Origin of the sequence: Streptomyces sp. NPDC015345, assembly GCF_043078805.1 — a bacterium.
Classification (GTDB): Bacteria; Actinomycetota; Actinomycetes; order Streptomycetales; family Streptomycetaceae; genus Streptomyces.
In genome coordinates this window covers 597,691-615,930 of record NZ_JBIBTX010000007.1, presented here as the reverse complement: position 1 = coordinate 615,930, position 18,240 = coordinate 597,691, and the positions used below count along the sequence as shown (strand labels likewise).

The following is an 18,240-nucleotide window of genomic DNA, read 5'->3' as shown; positions in this document are numbered from 1 at the left end:
TTCCGACTCTATCAGACTCTTTCGTGTCCGATTTCCTCGGTGCCTTTCCGGTTCCCGCTCCGGCCTTTCGGCTTTCGCGTTTCCCTTTCCGGCGGCTCCGACTTTATCAGGTCTCATTCGACTCTCTGACCACGGTCACCGCATGACATGCGGAACCAGACTCAGGGATAGGATCTGACGTGAAGGATGTCGCCGAGCCTGGACGCTTGCCGCGCCCCGTGGCCTCAGGCAGAGTCCGACTCTACATCGCCGCCCGGGCAGGCGCAAATCGTTCGTGCTGTGCTCCTACGTCCGTCAACCGGGATCTCTCGTGCGGAACCGGGACTTCTTATGACTTACGCTTCTGAGCAGCGCGTCGTCCAGGACAGGTAGCGACGGCGGCTACGAATCTCCACCCCCTGGGAGGCTTGCCATGACCAGTGTTTCGTCCCCGCTTGCTGGACGCGCCATTGGGCTCTCCGCAGTACCGGATCCCGTCTTCTCAGGTGCCATGGTCGGCCCTGGTACGGCCATCGATCCCGTACGTGAGGCTTCCGAGGCCGTCTCTCCCGTGGACGGCATCGTCGTCTCTCTCCACCCCCACGCGTTCGTGGTGGTCGACGATCAGGGTCATGGCGTCCTGACGCACCTCGGCATCGACACCGTCCAGCTCAACGGCGAGGGCTTCGAGCTTCTCATCAACAAGGGCGACACGGTGCGGCGCGGTCAGGCCGTGGTGCGCTGGAACCCGGCCGCCGTCGAGGCCGCCGGCAAGTCTCCCGTGTGCCCGGTCGTGGCGCTCGAGGCCACGGCCGAGTCCCTCTCCGGGCTCATCGAGGACGGCGACGTGAAGGCCGGCGACGCGCTCTTCAGCTGGCAGTGACGTCATCGCCGTCGTTGACGGCAGGCAGGACAACCACCGCGGCGGCCGAGTCCGCCGCACTATCGGAGACGGGTGAGATGGAGACAACGCTGCGAGGCGTCGGTGTGAGCCACGGTGTGGCGATCGGCGAGGTTCGGCACATGGGGACGGCGGTCCTGGAGCCGCCGGCCAAGCAGATTCCCGCGGAGGAGGCGGAGCGCGAACAGGGGCGCGCCCGCCAGGCCGTGGAAGCTGTGGCGGCCGACCTGATTGCACGCGGCAATCTGGCCGGTGGCGAGGCACAGGCGGTGCTCGAGGCGCAGGCCATGATCGCCCAGGACCCGGAGCTCATGTCCGACGTCGACCGGCGCATCACCGTCGGCAGCACGGCCGAGCGCGCCGTCTACGACGCGTTCTCGCACTACCGTGAGCTGCTGGCCGGTGCCGGTGAGTACATGGCCGGTCGGGTGGCGGACCTGGACGACGTGCGGAACCGCATCGTCGCCCGGCTGCTCGGCGTTCCGATGCCGGGTGTTCCGGACAGCGACGAACCGTACGTACTGATCGCGCGGGACCTGGCACCCGCGGACACCGCGCTGCTCGACCCGGCTCTGGTGCTCGGCTTCGTGACGGAGGAGGGCGGGCCCACCAGCCACAGCGCGATCCTCGCGCGGGCGCTCGGTGTCCCGGCCGTCGTCGCGCTGCCGGGCGCGGGTGAGCTCGCGGAGGGCACCGTCGTGGCTGTCGACGGCAGCACCGGCGAGATCTTCGTCGACCCGAGCATGGAGAAGCGGGAGCAGCTGGAGGCGGCCGCTGCCGAGCGCAAGGCCGCGCTGGCGGCATCGACCGGCCCGGGCGCGACGTCCGACGGGCACAAGGTTCCTCTCCTCGCCAATGTCGGCGGTCCCGCCGATGTGCCGGCCGCCGTCGAGGCGGGAGCCGAGGGCGTCGGTCTCTTCCGTACCGAGTTCCTCTTCCTGGACGACAGCACCAAGGCGCCGTCGGAGGAGAAGCAGGTCGAGGCGTACCGCAAGGTGCTCGAGGCCTTCCCCGAGGGCCGTGTGGTCGTGCGGGTGCTGGATGCCGGTGCGGACAAGCCGCTGGACTTCCTGACGCCGGCCGATGAGCCGAACCCGGCGCTGGGCGTGCGGGGTCTGCGGTCGCTGCTGGATCACCCGGAGGTGCTCAAGACCCAGCTGACCGCGCTGGCCAAGGCTGCCGAGGGGCTGCCGGTCTACCTCGAGGTCATGGCTCCCATGGTCGCGGACCGCACCGACGCCAAGGCGTTCGCGGACGCGTGCCGAGAGGCCGGGCTGCGGGCCAAGTTCGGTGCGATGGTCGAGATCCCGTCGGCGGCGCTGCGGGCGCGCTCGATCCTTCAGGAGGTCGAGTTCCTTTCGCTGGGGACCAACGACCTCGCGCAGTACGCGTTCGCCGCCGACCGTCAGGTGGGTGCCGTGTCGCGGCTCCAGGATCCGTGGCAGCCCGCGCTGCTCGACCTGGTCTCGCTGTCCGCCGAGGCGGCGCGGGCCGAGGGCAAGAGCTGTGGTGTGTGCGGTGAGGCCGCGTCCGACCCGCTGCTCGCCTGTGTGCTGACCGGTCTGGGTGTCACCTCCCTGTCGATGGGTGCGGCGTCGATTCCCTACGTGCGGGCGACGCTCGGCAAGTACACGCTGGCGCAGTGCGAGCGCGCGGCGGCGGCTGCTCGTGCCGCGGACACCGCCGAGGAGGCCCGGCAGGCCGCCCAGGCGGTGCTGTCCGGCGAGTAGCCGTACGGTCGTTGTTCCGAGGGGCGTCCCACCGATGCGGTGGGGCGCCCCTCGGGCGTTCAGTGGGTGTGGCCCCTTTCCGGTTCGTCGCCTTCGAGGTGGGGTGCCGCGCAGTAGTCGACGCCGGATTCCGGGGCGACCAGCTCGCCTGAGATGGCGTCGGTGCAGTACGCGTCGAAGACCTCGGCGGCGGTGAGGGGTTGGAGGCGGCCGCCGTTCATGCGCCAGCCCTGGACGCGGTCGCGGGTGCCTTCGGCGGTGCAGCGAAGCACCATGCCGGCCGCGCGGTGGGTGGCGATGCCGACGGCGAGGACCGTCGCGACCTCCAGGGCCTCGGTCTCATCGAGCAGGGCGCTGCCGTCCGCGTCGATCTCGACGTGCAGGGCGGCGAGGAGCGTCTCCGCTTCGCAGGGCACGCTGCACACCAGGTGCCGGGTGCCGGGGCCCGAGGTGTCGAGGGCTCGGGTGATCAGCTCCGAGGCCCGGGCGAAGGCGGCTCGTCCGATGTCCTCGCCGCACGTCGCGCAGGCGCCGGTGCGGGCGAGCACCGTCGTCGCGTACTCCCAGGTGGCCTTGCGGACCGCCTCGTCGACGAGGTCGGGGAGGAGATCGGCGAGGGGCTGGCCTTCGTAGGGCACGGTGGGGCCGCCCGATGCCAGTTCGGCGGTGAAGCGGCTGCGGCTGCCCGCGGCGTCGGGGTCGAGGCCCGCGTCCGCGCAGTACGCCTCGTACTCCTCGGGGTCGAAGAGGGCGACTGTGGTGTGCCTGCCCTGGGACGCGAGCGTCTTGAGCAGGGCTTCGACCTGCTGGAGGTAGGTCGTGTGGTCGTCGAAGGTGAAGGTGCGGTAGCGACGCATCGCCGCGAAGTCCTCCTCATCGGCCAACAGGCCGATGGTTCCGGCGACTTCGCGGCGTAGAGCACGTCGCATCGTGTCGTGTCGGGTGTGCGCCATGATTCCCCCTGCGCTCGGCGATCAATGCTCACTCAGAGTAACCATGGGCACTGACAACGGGCGCTGAGCTGGGAAACCGCGGTCAGGTGCGCTTGGCGGCGAGGTCCTCGTAGAAGCGGAGGAGGTCGAGGTCGTCGACCGAGCCGGGGTTGACCGCCTTGTGCAGCGGGGTGCCTTGGAGGAGGCGCTTGACCGGGACCTCGATGCGCTTGCCGGTGAGGGTGTGCGGGATGCCGGGGACTTCGATGACCTCGTCGGGGACGTGGCGCGGGGAGAGCTGCTCGCGGATGGTCAGCTTGATGCGGTCGCGCAGGGCGTCGTCGAGGGCCGCGCCGGGGGCGAGGTGGACGAAGAGCGGCATCCAGTAGCCGCCGTCGGGCAGTTCGACGCCGATGACGAGGGATTCGCGGATCTCGGGGAGCCGCTCGACGGCCTCGTAGATGTCGGCGGAGCCCATGCGGACGCCCTGGCGGTTGAGCGTGGAGTCGGAACGGCCGTGGATGATCACGGAGCCGCGTGAGGTGACGGTGATCCAGTCGCCGTGGCGCCAGACGCCGGGGTAGGTGTCGAAGTAGCTGTCGTGGTAGCGGGTGCCGTCCGGGTCGTTCCAGAAGTGGATGGGCATGGACGGCATGGGGTTCGTGACGACCAGTTCGCCGACCTCGTCGGTCAGCGGTTTGCCCTGGGGGTCCCAGGACTGGAGGTCGGTGCCCAGGCAGGGGGCCTGGAGTTCGCCGATGTGGACGGGGAGGGTGGGGACGGCGCCCGCGAAGCAGGAGCAGACGTCCGTGCCGCCGCTGACCGAGGCCGTCCACAGGCCTCCCGGGGTGCCTGGGTTGTCGGCGAATTCGTCGTGCAGCCAGCGGAAGCCGTCGGGGGGCAGCGGGGAGCCGGTCGTCGCGACGCATTTGACGCGTGAGAGGTCGAAGTCGCGGGCCGGGTGGACGTCGGCCTTGCGGCAGGCCATGACGTAGGCGGCGGACGTGCCGTAGAGGGTGGCTCCGGTGCGTTCGGCGATGCGCCACTGGGCGCCGGTGTCGGGGTAGCCCGGGCTGCCGTCGTACAGGACGATCGTGGTGCCCGTCAGGAGGCCGGAGACGAGGAAGTTCCACATCATCCAGCCGGTCGAGGTGTACCAGAAGAAGCGGTCGTCGGGGCCGAGGTCGCAGTGCAGGCCCAGTTGCTTGAGGTGTTCGACGAGGATGCCGCCCTGGGACTGGACGATCGCCTTGGGCAGGCCGGTGGTGCCGGAGGAGTACAGCACCCACAGGGGGTGGTCGAAGGGCACCGCTTCGAAGACGGGCGCCACGTCGGCCGAGGTGAGGGCCGACCATTCCAGGGCGCCTTCGGGGGCGTCGGTGCCGAGCAGCGGGATGTGGACGACCGCGCGGAGGCTCGGCAGTTCGGAGCGGAGCTCGGCGACGGTTTCGCGGCGGTCGTGCTCCTTGCCGCCATAGCGGTAGCCGTCGACGGTGAAGAGGACGACGGGCTCGACCTGCTGGAAGCGGTCCAGGACGCTGCGGGCGCCGAAGTCGGGGGCGCAGGAGGTCCAGACGGCTCCGACCGCGGCGGCGGCCAGGAGGGCGACGACGGCCTCGGGGATGTTCGGCAGGTAGCCGCTGACGCGGTCTCCGGGGCGTACGCCGAGTGCGCGCAGTTCCGCGGTCAGGGAGCCGACCTGGCGGCGCAGTTCGGACCAGGTGACGGGCCGCGGTTCATGGTTCTCGTCGACGTGGAGGAGGGCGGGGGTGTCCGCGCGCGCGGGGTCGTCGGCCGCGCGCAGAGCGTGTTCCGCGTAGTTGAGGGTCGCGCCGGGGAACCACTGGGCGCCGGGCATCGAGCGGTCGCCGAGCACGCGCGCGTAGGGGGTGGAGAACTTGACGTCGAACCAGTCGGTGACGGCCTTCCAGAACGTCTCGAGTTCGGTCACCGACCAGTGGTGCAGTGCGGCGTAGCCCCCCTCGGCCGGTGCTCCGTAGTGCTCGGCGGCCCAGGTCTGGAATCGGGTGACCTGCGCGTCGGCGATCCTCTCCGGGCTCGGCTGCCAGAGCGGCGCAGGGTTCGCTGAGGACGTCATGGGGCGGCTCCCGGACTGGACGCGTCGTATGCGTGTGGGGTGCGCACGTGCTGGGTGTGCGCGTGAACACGGCTGAAAAGGACGATGCCACGTGATCGACTTCCGCACCAGGGTCGATTCCGCACGGTCGGCCCGGCGGCCAGGTGCCATCCCCCCAGGTGAACGGCAGTTGAACGAAGCACACGCGCAGTGTTTTCGGTGGCAGGGTGAGCAGCATGAACGGTCGTGACCTGGTGCGTTCGGTGAAGGCGGTGGGGATGGTCGGCACGGCGCAGGGGTTGCGCACGGTGCGCTCCTCGTGGCGCAGGTGGAGGGCGGACGCGACAGGGCTGGCTCCGCGGCGTGCCGAGCGTGCGCGGGTGCCCGGCCCCGTGACGGAGGTGGAGCCGGGGCCGGGCGGGGGTGTGGTGCGGTTCGCCCGGTCCGAGCTGCGGGTGCGGGTGACCACCGGTGGGGCCGTCTTCTGGGGGTGGGACGGCGCGGAGCCTGAGCCGTCGTACGCGCTGGCGTGCGGGAGTCCTGAGCCGGATCCGCGGGCGGTCCTTGAGCCCGACAAGGAGGGCGGCTGGCGGGTGGTGTCGGAGCGCGCGACGTTGGTGGTGTCGCGCCAGGGGGCCGTGGAGTTGCGTACGCCCGGTGGCGTCATGCTGCGGCGTGATCTGCCGCCGCGCTGGTGGGAACCGGTCGAGGGGGGTACGGCGCGCTGGGTGCAGCGGTCTCAGGTGCCGGCGGACGCGCGGTTCTTTGGACTCGGCGGTCGCTCCGGTGGGCCCCGGTTGCGGAACGGCACGTACCGGCTGTGGAACACCGATCCGGGCGGCTCCTTCGGACCTGGCGACGATCCGTTGTACATCACGATGCCGGTGCAGATGGTGGTGGCCGACGCCGGTGCGCATCTGGTCTTCCACGACAACACGTGGGAGGGCGAGGTCCTGGTGCGGGAGGGCGAGGAGGGGGCGGGGTCGGGTCACGACCGGGTGGGTTCGTGCGAGGTGCGGATGGGCGGCGGGCCGCTGCGGTGCTGGGTGATGGCCGGCACTCCCGCGCGCGTGCTGCACACCTGGGCGTCGCTCACGGGTCCCCCTGCGTTGCCGCCCTCATGGGCGCTCGGGCACCATCACGCGCGGTGGGGGTTCGGCAGTGAGGAGGAGGTGCGGCGGATCGTCGCGGGTTATCGGGAGCATGGACTGCCGCTGGACGCGATGCACCTGGACATCGACCACTACGAAGCGCATCAGGTGTTCACGGTCGACAAGGAGCGCTTCCCGCAGCTGCCGCGGTTGGCGGATGAGTTGCGCAAGGACGGGATCCGGCTCGTCTCGATCGTCGATCCGGCGGTGAAGGCGGAGCCGGGCGTCGGGACGTACGACCGCGGGGTGGCGGCCGACGCCTTCGTGCGGGACGCGGCGGGGCGGCTGGTGCGCGGTGTCGTATGGCCCGGTGAGGCGGTGTATCCGGACTTCACCGACCCGCGCGCGCGGAAGTGGTGGGGCCGTCTCTACGAGGAGCGGCCCTTCTTGTTCTCGCGTTCCGGGTGGGCGGGGATGCAGCGCTACGGAGGGACGTGGTCCGGTGATGTGTCCACCGGCTGGCCCGGACTGCGGGCGTCGCTGTCGCTGGTGCTGGGTCTCGGGTTGTGCGGCGTGCCGTATTCGGGCCCTGATGTGGGCGGGTTCGACGGCAGTCCCTCTCCGGAGCTGTATCTGCGGTGGTTCCAACTCGGGGCGTATCTGCCGCTGTTCCGTACGCATGCGGCGATCACTGCCGGGCGGCGTGAGCCCTGGGAGTTCGGCGAGGAGGTGCTCGGGCACGCGCGCGTGGCGCTCGTCGAGCGCAGGCGGCTGCTGCCGTATTTCGTGACGCTCGCCCATCTGGCCCGTCTCACGGGCGCGCCGTATGCGCGGCCCCTGTGGTGGGGCTGTCCCGAGGACAGGGCGCTGCGCGACTGCGAGGACGCGTTCCTGTTGGGCGACTCCTTGTTGGTGGCGCCGGTCCTGGAGAGCGGTGCTCGGGTGCGGGCGCTGCGGCTGCCGCCGGGGCGGTGGTACGACACGGCGACCGGGAAGGCGTACGAAGGTCCGGGGCAGGTGCTGGTGGACGCTCCGCTGTCGCGTGTTCCGGTGCTGGCGCGCGCGGGCACGGTGCTGCCCGTGCGGGGGCGCGACGGTGGCCTTGAGCTGGAGGTGTGGGCGCCTGCCGAGGGACGCGTGGGCGGGGGCCTGGTCATCGCCGACACCGGTGACGGGTGGGGGAAGGCGGAGATCGAGCGGTTCACGACGCGGTGGAGCGGGCGGCGTGTGGTCGTCGAGCGGGACAGCGGCGAGGGCGGAGGCGCGACGGAGCGGCCGGTGCGGGTGCGGGGGCTCGTCGGGTGAGGTCTGCGGCGGAGCCGGGCTCGGGCCGCTGTGCCGCCGGCCCGTGTCTCTCGGGCCTGGGGCGTTCCGCGGCCCGTTCGAGGCTCGGCCGGGCCGGCGGTCGGGAGGTCAGATGTAGCGGCCCTCGAACCACGCGCGTGCCGCCAGCGTGTGGAGCGGGAAGGCGAGTTCGTCGGCCTGGCGCAGCACGTCCCAGCCCTCGGTCTCGTCCGTCGGCGCGGAGGCGGGCAGGTCGGCGGCCGGGCGCTCGGGGAGGAGACCGAAGAGCAGGAGGTATCCGTCGGGGGCGCTCATGGCGTCGATGAGGCGGACGTCGCGGCTCTGCGCCGTGATGCCGGTCTCCTCCTTGAGTTCGCGTACGACCGCGTGCCGCCAGTCCTCCCTGTCGTCGATGAAGCCGCCGGGCAGGGCTATGCCTCCGAGGGCGGGAGCGATGGCGCGCGTGACGACGACCAGGCCGGTGCCCTGTGTGTCGTAGACGGGCTGGAGGGCCACCGCTACGGGGAGCGGGTTGCGGTAGGCCACGGCTCCACAGGCGGCACAGGTGCGGGGCCGGCCCGAAGGCTGGTCTTCGTAGGACGCTCCGCAGCTCGAACAGTGGGAGCCCGGGGCTGAGTTGGCGAGGTGTGGGGATTCGGACACGCCGCGGACTGTATCCGATCACCTCGGCGTCGGTCTTCCCTGGTCGGCAGTGATCCTGATAGATGCAGGGGCATGACAGCATTTGCCCCCGTTCTGCGGAAACTCATGGTCTCGGCCGCCGCCCTGCTGGCCGTGGCGGTCGCCCCCTCCCCCGCGCACGCGAAGCCCGAGCCGAAGGCTCCGGAGGAGTTCGTGGCGCTCCGTGACGTCGACCCGACCATCATCCAGGAGATGCGGTACATCACGCCGCACAACTTCGTGGGTGAGCCGATCGACGGCTACAAGAAGCCGATGTGCATCCTGACCGAGCCCGCGGCGAAGGCGCTGCACAAGGCGCAGCGCGCGCTGCTGCGCAAGGGCTATTCCTTGAAGGTGTACGACTGCTACCGGCCGCAGCGGGCCGTCGACCACTTCGTGCGGTGGGCGAAGGATCTGAGGGACGAGCGCATGAAGGAGGAGTTCTATCCCCTTGTCGACAAGTCCCGGTTGTTCGCGGACGGTTACATCGCGGAGAAGTCCGGGCACAGTCGCGGTTCGACGGTGGATCTGACCGTCGTGAAGCTTCCGGCGGCGCCGACGCGGCCCTATGTGCCCGGGGAGCCGCTGACGCCGTGCTACGGCCCTCGGAGTGAGCGCTTCCCGGACAACTCCGTGGACATGGGGACGGGCTTCGACTGCTTCGACACGCTGTCGCACACGGACGATCCGCGCGTCACGAAGCAGCAGCGGGCCCACCGGGACCTCCTGAGGGGCGCGTTGGCCAAGGAGGGCTTCGTCAATCTGCCGGAGGAGTGGTGGCACTTCACCCACAAGCCGGAGCTGTTCCCGGACACCTACTTCGACTTCCCTGTCTCGCCGAGGTCGCTGTCGGGGCAGGGCCCATGGCACACTTCTGACTGAGCGTCAGATTCAGTGTCACTCAGCGCCATGGAGGAACCTTGTCGCGTACGCGCACACCCGTAGTGGCCGACTGGTTCGCCGGCGAGGGGGAGAACTTCCGCCTCCTGGGGACACGTTGCTCGGCCTGTGCCGCCGTCTTCTTCCCGCGCGAGGACGGTTTCTGCCGCAATCCCGGCTGCGCGGGCGGGGAGCTGACCGAGGTGCCGCTGTCACGGCGCGGGCGCGTGTGGTCGTACACCGACGGGCGTTACCGGCCCCCCGCGCCTTACGTCTCCGACGCGGAACTTCCGTGGCATCCCTACACGTTGATCGCTGTGGAGCTGGCAGCGGAGCGCATGGTGGTGCTCGGCCAGGCGGTTCCCGGTGTCTCCGTCGCCGATCTGGAGGTCGGCATGGAGGTGGAGGTCGTCCCCGGAGTGCTCAATGAGGACGACGGGACGACGTGGACGACGTGGCACTGGCGGCCCGTGGAGGTGAGCGCATGACCGGCGAGGTGGCGGTGCTCGGCGCGGGCATGCACCCCTGGGGCAAGTGGGGGCGCAGCTTCGTCGCGTACGGAGTGGTGGCTGCCCGTGCCGCCCTCGCGGATGCCGGGGTCGACTGGCGGGACGTGGGTTCGATCGTCGGCGCGGACACAGTCCGTGGCGGCTATCCAGGGTATGTCGCCGGGGCCACCTTCGCCAAGGCTCTGGGCTGGCAGGGGGCGCGCGTCACGAGCGTGTACGCGGCGTGCGCGTCCGGTGCCCAGGCGATCGGCACCGCGCGCACGCAGATCCTCGCCGGCATGGCGGACGTCGTCCTGGTGGTCGGTGCCGACGCGGCCCCCAAGGGGTTCTTCCGGCCCGCCGGCGGTGAGCGGCCCGATGATCCCGACTGGCTGCGGTTCCGGGTGCTCGGCGCGACCAACCCCACGTACTTCGGTCTGTACGCGCGTCGCAGGATGGCCGTGCACGGCGACACCCTGGAGGACTTCGCCCAGGTCAAGGTGAAGAACGCCGCCGCGGGCGCCCTCAACGCGAACGCCCGCTACCGCAAGGCCGTCACGGCCGAGGAGGTCGCCGCATCCGCCGTCGTCGCCGACCCGCTGCGGCTGCTCGACATCTGCGCAACCTCGGACGGGGCCGCGGCCCTGGTGCTCTCCAGCATGGAGTTCGCCCGGCGGCACGGGGCGCCGGATCCGGTGCGCATCCGCGCGGTGTCCACCGTCACGCCGACGTATCCGGTCACCGTGCTGGACCTGCCGGACATCGCCACGGACTCCGCGGCCGCCGTGGCCCCCGCCGAGGAGACGTTCCGCGCCTCCATCGCGCGAGCGGCGTACGAAGAGGCGGGCATCGGCCCCGAGGACATATCCCTGGCGGAGGTGTACGACCTGTCCACCGCTCTCGAACTCCAGTGGTACGAGGATCTGGGGCTCTGCGCCGAGGGTGAGGGGGCCAAGCTGCTGCGTGACGGGGCGACGGCCGCCGGCGGGCGCGTGCCGGTGAACACCAGTGGGGGCCTGGCGTCCTTCGGGGAGGCCGTGCCGGCCCAGGCGATCGCGCAAGTATGCGAGCTGAGCTGGCAGTTGCGGGGAGCGGCCGGGGCGCGACAGGTCGCGGGCGCGCGCGTGGGGATCACCGCGAACCAAGGTCTGTTCGGCCATGGCTCCGCCGTCGTCGCGGTGCGCTGATCCGCCACGCGGGCGCTCGGGAGGAAGGCGCGGCACCGGTTAACCGTTGCCGTCCGCGACCTTGACGCTCCATCACCACCGGTGAACACTTCCGGGTGTCAGTCGGCGTCGCCGCACCCCGGCTCCACGGCGCTCAGAGCCTCTGTGCGCGTGCAGGGTCAGCGTGAAGGGCCTGGTCAACAGGTCATCCCCCATGGGCGATACGACTGCGACGGCACGCTCGTCATGGACGCCGGGCGGGGCGCGGGAGACTCCCTGCCTCCGGCTGCGTCAGCCGGGCGCATCCAGGCAGTAGTCGTGGGAAACGCACCCTGCACGGAGGACCGGGGCGCACCGCCCCGGGCGAGGGCCTAGGAGCCGCCATGTACGCGAACGGGGACATCTTCGTCGGTGAGGTCATCGGCACCGCGATTCTGATTCTGCTCGGCGCCGGCGTGTGCGCCGCCGTCACGCTCAGCCATTCGAAGGCGAAGGCCTCCGGGTGGGTCGTCATCGCCTTCGGATGGGGCTTCGGGGTGCTCGCGGGCGCCTACACCGCGGGCCCGCTCTCCGGCGGCCACCTCAACCCGGCCGTCACGCTCGGCATCGCCGTCGACACCGGCGAGTGGGGCAAGGTCTGGGTCTATGTGCTCGGGCAGCTGGTCGGCGCGATGCTCGGCGCCGTCCTCGCGTATCTCGTCTATCTCGCGCAGTTCAACGCCAATGTCGCGCGGAGCGTGAAGGACAAGGTGGCCGGGGCGCACGAGCCGACGCCGACGCTCGGGATCTTCTCCACCATCCCGGAGATCCGCAACCCGGTCGCCAACCTCGTCACGGAGGTCATCGCGACCGTCGCGCTGGTGCTGCCGATCCTCGCCTTCGGCCTCACCAAAGGCCTTGGCGAGTCCGGCACCCAGACGCTGATCGTGGCCTTCCTCGTCGTCGGCATCGGTCTCTCGCTCGGCGGGCCCACGGGCTATGCCATCAACCCCGCGCGTGACCTCGGCCCGCGCATCGTGCACACCTTCCTGCCGATCCCCAACAAGGGCACGTCCGACTGGAGCTACGCGTGGATTCCGGTGGCCGGACCGCTGATCGGCGGAGCCCTCGCGGGCCTCATCTACAACGCAGCCTTCTGAGTGCAGCCTTCTGAGTCCTCTCATCGAGCTCATCAAGGGGTAGCCATGCCGGACAGCTCCGAAAAATTCGTCGCCGCCATCGACCAGGGCACCACCTCCAGCCGCTGCATCATCTTCGACCAGGACGGCGCGATCGTCGCCGTGGACCAGCGCGAGCACCGCCAGATCTTCCCCAAGCCCGGCTGGGTGGAGCACGACGCCACCGAGATCTGGTCCAAGGTGCAGGCGGTGGTCGCGGGAGCGATCGCCAAGGCCGGGCTCCGCGCCGACCAGGTGAGCGCGCTGGGCATCACCAACCAGCGTGAGACGACGGTCCTGTGGGACCGCGCGACGGGCAAGCCCGTGCACAACGCGATCGTGTGGCAGGACACCCGCACCTCGGGTCTCTGCAACGAACTGGGCGGCTCGGACGGGCAGGACCGCTTCCGCGAGCAGACGGGGCTGCCGCTCGCGAGCTACTTCTCCGGGCCCAAGGCGGCCTGGCTGCTCGACAACGTGCCGGGGCTCAGGGCGCGCGCCGAGCGGGGCGAGATCGCCTTCGGCACCATCGACTCCTGGCTGATCTGGAACCTCACGGGCGGCACCGACGGCGGCAAGCACGTCACCGACGTCACCAACGCGGGCCGCACCATGCTGATGAACCTCCAGACGCTCCAGTGGGACCAGTCGATCCTGTCGGCGATGAACGTCCCCGCGGCGATCCTGCCCGAGATCAGGTCGTCGTCAGAGGTGTACGGCACGGCCGTGGGGCAGCTCTCCGGAGTGCCCGTCGCCTCCGCGCTCGGCGACCAGCAGGCGGCCGTGTTCGGGCAGGCCTGCTACGACACCGGGACGGCGAAGAACACCTATGGCACGGGCAGCTTCCTGCTGCTCAACACCGGGAACCGGCCCGTTCCCTCGAAGAACGGGCTGCTCACGACCATGGGCTACAAGATCGGCTCCGAGGCGCCCGTGTACTGCCTGGAGGGGTCCATCGCGATCACCGGCGCCCTGGTGCAGTGGTTCCGCGACCAGCTGGGCATCATCCGCTCGGCCGACGAGATCGAGACACTGGCGGCGAGCGTGGACGACAACGGCGGCGCGTACATCGTGCCGGCGTTCTCCGGCCTGTACGCGCCGTACTGGCGCTCGGACGCGCGCGGTGTCGTCACCGGGCTCACCCGGTACGTCACCAAGGCGCACCTCGCGCGGGCGGTCCTGGAGGCCACCAGCTGGCAGACCCGTGAGGTGGTCGACGCGATGTACCAGGACTCCGGGGTGCGGATCACCACCCTCAAGGTGGACGGCGGCATGACCAAGAACAACCTGCTGATGCAGCACCAGGCGGACGTCCTCGGGGTGCCGGTGATCCGTCCCAAGGTCTCCGAGACGACGTGTCTGGGCGCCGCGTACGCGGCCGGGCTCGCGACCGGCGTCTGGAACGACCTCGACGAGCTGAAGGCACACTGGCAGCAGGACGTCGAGTGGTCGCCGCGGATGGACGCGGCCACCCGGGACAAGGAGTTCCACAACTGGCACAAGGCGGTGGAGCGGAGCTTCGGCTGGCTGGAGGACGGCGAGGGCTGAGCCGAGCGGAGCTGCGGCCCGTACCCCGGTCGGCGGGGGTACGGGCCGTGGGCACACACGTCAGGTGGTCACGGGCTCCCTGGCCGCCGCGGCGGCCGCCATCGCGTGTTCGACGACGCGGATGAGGACTTCCTTGACGGACTCGCGGTCGCGCGCGTCGCACAGCACGACGGGCACCGTCTCGTCGAGGTCCAGCGCCTGGCGGACGGTCTCGGCGGGGTAACGGGCGGCTCCCTCGAAGCAGTTGACGCCGACGACGAAGGGTATGGACCGCCGCTCGAAGTAGTCGACGGCGGCGAAGCAGTCCTCCAGGCGGCGGGTGTCGGCGAGGACCACCGCGCCGAGCGCCCCCGTCGCCAGCTCGTCCCAGAGGAACCAGAAGCGGTCCTGGCCCGGCGTACCGAAGAGGTACAGGACCAGGTCGTCGCGCAGGGTGATGCGGCCGAAGTCCATCGCCACGGTGGTGGTGTGCTTGCCCGCGACGCCGCTCGTGTCGTCGATGGGCCGGCCGGCCTCGCTGAGGGTCTCCTCGGTGCGCAGCGGCTTGATCTCGCTGACCGCGCCGACCAGGGTCGTCTTGCCGACGCCGAAGCCTCCCGCCACCAGGATCTTCAGCGTGACCGGCTCGACGGGGGCCTTGCCTCGCTCAGAACGCCTGAAGATCATCGCTCACTTCTCCTGGATCAGTACCTGTATCGGGGGTGTCGTGCGGGGCCGGTCCGTATCCGCCGCCGCCGGGGGTTTCGATCACGAGCACGTCGCCGGGGCCCAGGTCGGCCGAGTCGCTGCCGCCGAGCTCCAGGACGGTGCCGTCCGTGCGCTCCACCCGGCCCGCGCCGAGCGCGCCCGGGGCACCGCCCGCCATGCCGTACGGCGGGACCCTGCGGTGCTGGGCCAGCGTCGACACCGTCATCGGCTCACGGAAGCGGATGCGGCGCACTCCCCCGTCACCGCCGCGCCACCTCCCGCTGCCGCCGCTGCCCCGCCGCACCGCGAACTCCTCCAGGAGGACGGGCAGCCGCCACTCCAGGACTTCGGGGTCGGTGAGGCGGGAGTTGGTCATGTGGGTCTGTACGACGGACGCCCCGGCGAAGCCGTCGCCCGCCCCGGACCCGGAGGCCACCGTCTCGTAGTACTGATGGCGGGCGTTGCCGAAGGTGACGTTGTTCATCGTGCCGGACCCCTCGGCCTGCACGCCCAGGGCGGCGTAGAGCGCGCCGGTGATCGCCTGTGAGGTCTCCACGTTCCCGGCGACGACGGCCGCGGGCGGCTCGGGCGCGAGGAGGGAGCCGGGCGGGACGATGATGCGCAGGGGGCGCAGACAGCCGTCGTTGAGCGGGATGTCGTCGTCGACGAGGGTGCGGAAGACGTACAGGACCGCCGCGTTGACCACCGCGAAGGGTGCGTTGAAGTTGGTGGCGAGCTGAGGGGACGTACCGGTGAAGTCGACGGTCGCGGAGCGTGCGTCCCGGTCCACGGTGACGCGCACCTTGATGGTCGCCCCCGAGTCGGTTTGATAAGCGAACTCGCCGTCTTCCAGGACGTCGATGACGCGGCGCACGGATTCCTCGGCGTTGTCCTGGACGTGCTTCATGTACGCCTGGACGACGTCGAGGCCGAAGTCGTCGATCATCCGGGCGACTTCGTCGACGCCCTTTTGGTTGGCGGCGATCTGGGCGCGCAGGTCGGCGAGGTTGGTGTCCGGGTTGCGCGACGGGTGAGGGGCGTCGGTGAGCAGACGCCGGGTCTCGGCCTCGCGGAACCGGCCCCCCTCCACAAGAAGCCAGTTGTCGAAGAGGATGCCCTCTTCGTCGATGGTGCGGCTGTTCGCGGGCATGGATCCGGGGGCGATGCCGCCGATCTCGGCGTGGTGGCCGCGCGAGGCGACGTAGAACAGGATTCGCTCCCCCGACGTGCCATGCTCCCCCGGTCTGTCGAAGACGGGCGTGATGACGGTGACGTCGGGCAGGTGGGTGCCACCGTGGTACGGGTCGTTGACGGCGTAGGCGTCACCGGGCCGCATGGAGGTGCCGCGGCGTTCGATGACCTCCTTCACGCTGGTGCCCATCGAACCCAGGTGCACGGGGATGTGCGGGGCGTTGGCGACGAGGTTGCCGTCGGGGTCGAAGAGCGCGCAGGAGAAGTCGAGCCGCTCCTTGATGTTCACCGACTGGGCGGTGGACTCCAGTCGGGCGCCCATCTGTTCGGCGATGGACATGAAGAGGTTGTTGAAGACCTCAAGGAGGACGGGGTCGGCGGCGGTGCTCGCGGTGGAACTCTCCGGTTCCGCGACGCGTTCCATGACCAGGTGCCCGGTCGGGGCCGCGGCCGCCTGCCAGCCGTCGTCCACGACCGTCGTGGCGCCGGCCTCGGTGATGATCGCGGGCCCGGTGACGGTCTGCCCGGCGGGCAGTTCCTCACGGCGGTGCAGCGGTACGTCGCGCCAGGCGCCGCCGGTATGCAGCCGGACGCGGCGCGGGGTGCCCCGGGTCACGGTGCCCGCGAGTGCGGAGAGGTCCGGCGGATCGGTGATCCCGGTGGCCTCCACGGAGAGGGCCTCCACGATGACGGGGCGGTCCAGGGTGAAGGAGTAGGTGGCGCGGTGGCGGGCCTCGAAGGCGCGGGTCATGTCGTCCGGATCCGTGAGCTCCACGGTCAGGGCGGTGTCGGTGCCGTCGTAGCGCAGTTGGGCGCGGCGCGTGACGCGGATGCGGTCGGCGGGCACGTCCTCGGCGAGCAGTTCGCCCCGGGCGGCGCTCTCCAAGTCGTCCGCGGTCGTGCGGACGCGCGGCATCGAGGAGGCCTCCAGGGGCGCCTCCACGGACTGCTCGCGCATCGCCGTGGTGTCGGCGAGGCCGATGCCGAGGGCGGAGAGGACGCCTGCCATCGGCGGGACGAGGACGGTGCGGATGCCGAGCGAGTCGGCGACCATGCACGCGTGCTGGCCGCCCGCGCCGCCGAAGGTGGTGAGGGCGTAGCGCGTGACGTCGTGGCCCTTTTGGACCGAGATGCGTTTGACGGCGCCCGCGATGTCGGCGACGGCGATCCGCAGGTAGCCCTCGGCCACCTGTTCGGGGGTGCGGTCGTCGCCCGTCGCCTCATGGATCTCGCGGGCCAGCGCGGCGAAGCGGTCGCGTACGAGCGCGTCGTCCAGGGGCTGATCGCCGTCGGGACCGAACACGCTGGGGAAATGGGCGGGTTGGACGCGGCCGAGGGCGACGTTGGCGTCGGTGACGGTGAGCGGGCCGCCGCCCCGGTAGCTCGCGGGGCCGGGGACGGCGCCCGCGGAGCCGGGCCCCACGCGGTAGCGGCTGCCGTCGAAGTGGAGCACGGAGCCGCCACCCGCGGCGACGGTGTGGATGTCGAGCATCGGCGCGCGCAGGCGGACCCCGGCGACCTGCGTGGTGAAGACCCGCTCGTACTCGCCCGCGTAGTGCGAGACGTCCGTCGACGTACCGCCCATGTCGAAGCCGATGACGCGGTCGAAGCCCGCGAGGCGCGACATGCGGGCCATGCCCACGATGCCGCCGGCCGGGCCGGAGAGGATCGCGTCCTTGCCGCGGAACCGGCCCGCTTCGGTGAGCCCGCCGTTCGACTGCATGAACATGAGCCGTACGCCGTGCAGTTCGTCGGCGATGTGCCGGACATAGCGGCGCAGGACCGGGGAGAGATAGGCGTCGACGACCGCGGTGTCCCCGCGCGGGACGAGCTTCATGAGGGGGCTGACCTCACTGGAGAGCGAGATCTGCGGGAAGCCGGTGCGGGCGGCGAGTTCACCGATGGCACGTTCGTGGGCGGGGTGGAGGTGGCTGTGCATGCAGACGACGGCCAAGGAGCGGATCCCGTCGTCGTAGGCCTCCTGTAAGGGCCCGCTCAGGCCCTCCAGGTCGGGTGGGCGCAGGACCTCGCCGTCGGCGGTGACGCGTTCGTCGACCTCGATGACCCGGTCGTAGAGGAGTTCGGGGAGCACGATCTCGCGGGCGAAGATCCGGGGCCGGTTCTGGTAGGCGATGCGCAGGGCGTCGCGGAAGCCGCGGGTGACGACCAGGGCGGTGGGCTCGCCGGTGCGCTCCAGGAGGGCGTTGGTGGCGACGGTGGTGCCCATCCGGACGGCGTCGATGGTCGCGTCGTCGGCGCCTGCTTTGGCGCGGCCGAGCAGTTCGCGGATACCCGCGACGGCCGCGTCGCGGTAGCGGGCGGGGTTGTCGGAGAGGAGCTTGTGGGTGAGCAGGCGGCCGTCGGGGCGGCGCGCGACGATGTCGGTGAAGGTGCCGCCCCTGTCGACCCAGAACTGCCAGCCAGTCACGTTCCCACTCCCGCTTCCGCG

The 18,240-nt window shown here is 70.9% G+C and carries 13 protein-coding genes; 8 read left to right on the top strand and 5 right to left on the bottom strand.

Features of this window, described 5'->3' with window-relative positions; all coding sequences use genetic code 11:
- Positions 1-412 precede the first annotated feature (412 nt).
- Both ACF062_RS29480 and ptsP read left to right on the top strand, forming a co-directional pair.
- Positions 413-862: a PTS glucose transporter subunit IIA gene (locus ACF062_RS29480; protein WP_392142674.1), complete on the top strand. Its 450-nt coding sequence runs from the start codon at positions 413-415 to the stop codon at positions 860-862.
- A 77-nt stretch (positions 863-939) separates the two neighbouring features.
- The gene (gene ptsP, locus ACF062_RS29475; RefSeq protein ID WP_392142673.1) at positions 940-2,610 is read left to right on the top strand and encodes a phosphoenolpyruvate--protein phosphotransferase; all 1,671 of its coding nucleotides are present in this window, start codon (positions 940-942) and stop codon (positions 2,608-2,610) included.
- A 59-nt stretch (positions 2,611-2,669) separates the two neighbouring features.
- On the opposite strand, the gene ACF062_RS29470 is transcribed toward ptsP, so the two are convergent.
- Positions 2,670-3,563, bottom strand: coding sequence for a hypothetical protein (locus ACF062_RS29470; RefSeq protein WP_392142672.1), 894 nt, complete (start codon positions 3,561-3,563; stop codon positions 2,670-2,672).
- An 82-nt stretch (positions 3,564-3,645) separates the two neighbouring features.
- Positions 3,646-5,640 (bottom strand): acetoacetate--CoA ligase, encoded by a 1,995-nt coding sequence (locus ACF062_RS29465; protein WP_392142671.1) that lies wholly within the window; start codon positions 5,638-5,640, stop codon positions 3,646-3,648.
- A gap of 215 nt (positions 5,641-5,855) precedes the next feature.
- Here ACF062_RS29465 and ACF062_RS29460 point away from each other — a divergent pair, with 215 nt between their 5' ends.
- Positions 5,856-8,015, top strand: a complete 2,160-nt coding sequence (locus ACF062_RS29460; protein WP_392142670.1) for a glycoside hydrolase family 31 protein — start codon at positions 5,856-5,858, stop codon at positions 8,013-8,015.
- A gap of 108 nt (positions 8,016-8,123) precedes the next feature.
- Here ACF062_RS29460 and ACF062_RS29455 read toward each other — a convergent pair whose 3' ends face one another.
- Entirely contained in the window at positions 8,124-8,657 is a 534-nt protein-coding gene (locus tag ACF062_RS29455; RefSeq protein WP_392142669.1) for an NUDIX domain-containing protein, read from the bottom strand.
- A 72-nt stretch (positions 8,658-8,729) separates the two neighbouring features.
- Between ACF062_RS29455 and ACF062_RS29450 the strand changes: the two genes are divergently transcribed.
- The 5 genes from ACF062_RS29450 (at position 8,730) to glpK (ending at position 13,913) form a co-directional block, all read left to right on the top strand.
- Positions 8,730-9,557, top strand: a complete 828-nt coding sequence (locus ACF062_RS29450; RefSeq protein WP_392142668.1) for a M15 family metallopeptidase — start codon at positions 8,730-8,732, stop codon at positions 9,555-9,557.
- 38 nt (positions 9,558-9,595) lie between these two features.
- Positions 9,596-10,042, top strand: coding sequence for a Zn-ribbon domain-containing OB-fold protein (locus ACF062_RS29445; protein ID WP_392142667.1), 447 nt, complete (start codon positions 9,596-9,598; stop codon positions 10,040-10,042).
- The gene (locus ACF062_RS29440; protein ID WP_392142666.1) at positions 10,039-11,229 is read left to right on the top strand and encodes a lipid-transfer protein; all 1,191 of its coding nucleotides are present in this window, start codon (positions 10,039-10,041) and stop codon (positions 11,227-11,229) included. The genes ACF062_RS29445 and ACF062_RS29440 overlap by 4 nt, the downstream gene beginning before the upstream one ends.
- A 362-nt stretch (positions 11,230-11,591) precedes the next feature.
- Positions 11,592-12,347, top strand: a complete 756-nt coding sequence (locus ACF062_RS29435; RefSeq protein WP_392142665.1) for an MIP/aquaporin family protein — start codon at positions 11,592-11,594, stop codon at positions 12,345-12,347.
- A gap of 45 nt (positions 12,348-12,392) precedes the next feature.
- Complete coding sequence (glpK, locus tag ACF062_RS29430) at positions 12,393-13,913, top strand: glycerol kinase GlpK (protein ID WP_392142664.1); 1,521 nt, start codon at positions 12,393-12,395, stop codon at positions 13,911-13,913.
- A 60-nt stretch (positions 13,914-13,973) separates the two neighbouring features.
- Here glpK and ACF062_RS29425 read toward each other — a convergent pair whose 3' ends face one another.
- Together ACF062_RS29425 and ACF062_RS29420 are read right to left on the bottom strand one after the other, a co-directional pair.
- On the bottom strand, positions 13,974-14,579 hold the full coding sequence (locus ACF062_RS29425) for an ATP/GTP-binding protein (RefSeq protein ID WP_392142663.1): 606 nt from the start codon (positions 14,577-14,579) through the stop codon (positions 13,974-13,976).
- Complete coding sequence (locus ACF062_RS29420; RefSeq protein ID WP_392142662.1) at positions 14,560-18,219, bottom strand: hydantoinase B/oxoprolinase family protein; 3,660 nt, start codon at positions 18,217-18,219, stop codon at positions 14,560-14,562. The genes ACF062_RS29425 and ACF062_RS29420 overlap by 20 nt, the downstream gene beginning before the upstream one ends.
- Between the last annotated feature and the right edge of the window lie 21 nt (positions 18,220-18,240).

Coding starts and splice junctions, on each gene's coding strand:
- ACF062_RS29450 (WP_392142668.1), top strand. CDS start 8,730: ATGACAGCATTTGCCCCCGTTCTGCGGAAACTCATGGTCTCGGCCGCC.
- ACF062_RS29425 (WP_392142663.1), bottom strand. CDS start 14,579: ATGATCTTCAGGCGTTCTGAGCGAGGCAAGGCCCCCGTCGAGCCGGTC.
- ACF062_RS29470 (WP_392142672.1), bottom strand. CDS start 3,563: ATGGCGCACACCCGACACGACACGATGCGACGTGCTCTACGCCGCGAA.
- ACF062_RS29435 (WP_392142665.1), top strand. CDS start 11,592: ATGTACGCGAACGGGGACATCTTCGTCGGTGAGGTCATCGGCACCGCG.
- ACF062_RS29440 (WP_392142666.1), top strand. CDS start 10,039: ATGACCGGCGAGGTGGCGGTGCTCGGCGCGGGCATGCACCCCTGGGGC.
- ACF062_RS29465 (WP_392142671.1), bottom strand. CDS start 5,640: ATGACGTCCTCAGCGAACCCTGCGCCGCTCTGGCAGCCGAGCCCGGAG.
- ptsP (WP_392142673.1), top strand. CDS start 940: ATGGAGACAACGCTGCGAGGCGTCGGTGTGAGCCACGGTGTGGCGATC.
- ACF062_RS29460 (WP_392142670.1), top strand. CDS start 5,856: ATGAACGGTCGTGACCTGGTGCGTTCGGTGAAGGCGGTGGGGATGGTC.
- glpK (WP_392142664.1), top strand. CDS start 12,393: ATGCCGGACAGCTCCGAAAAATTCGTCGCCGCCATCGACCAGGGCACC.
- ACF062_RS29480 (WP_392142674.1), top strand. CDS start 413: ATGACCAGTGTTTCGTCCCCGCTTGCTGGACGCGCCATTGGGCTCTCC.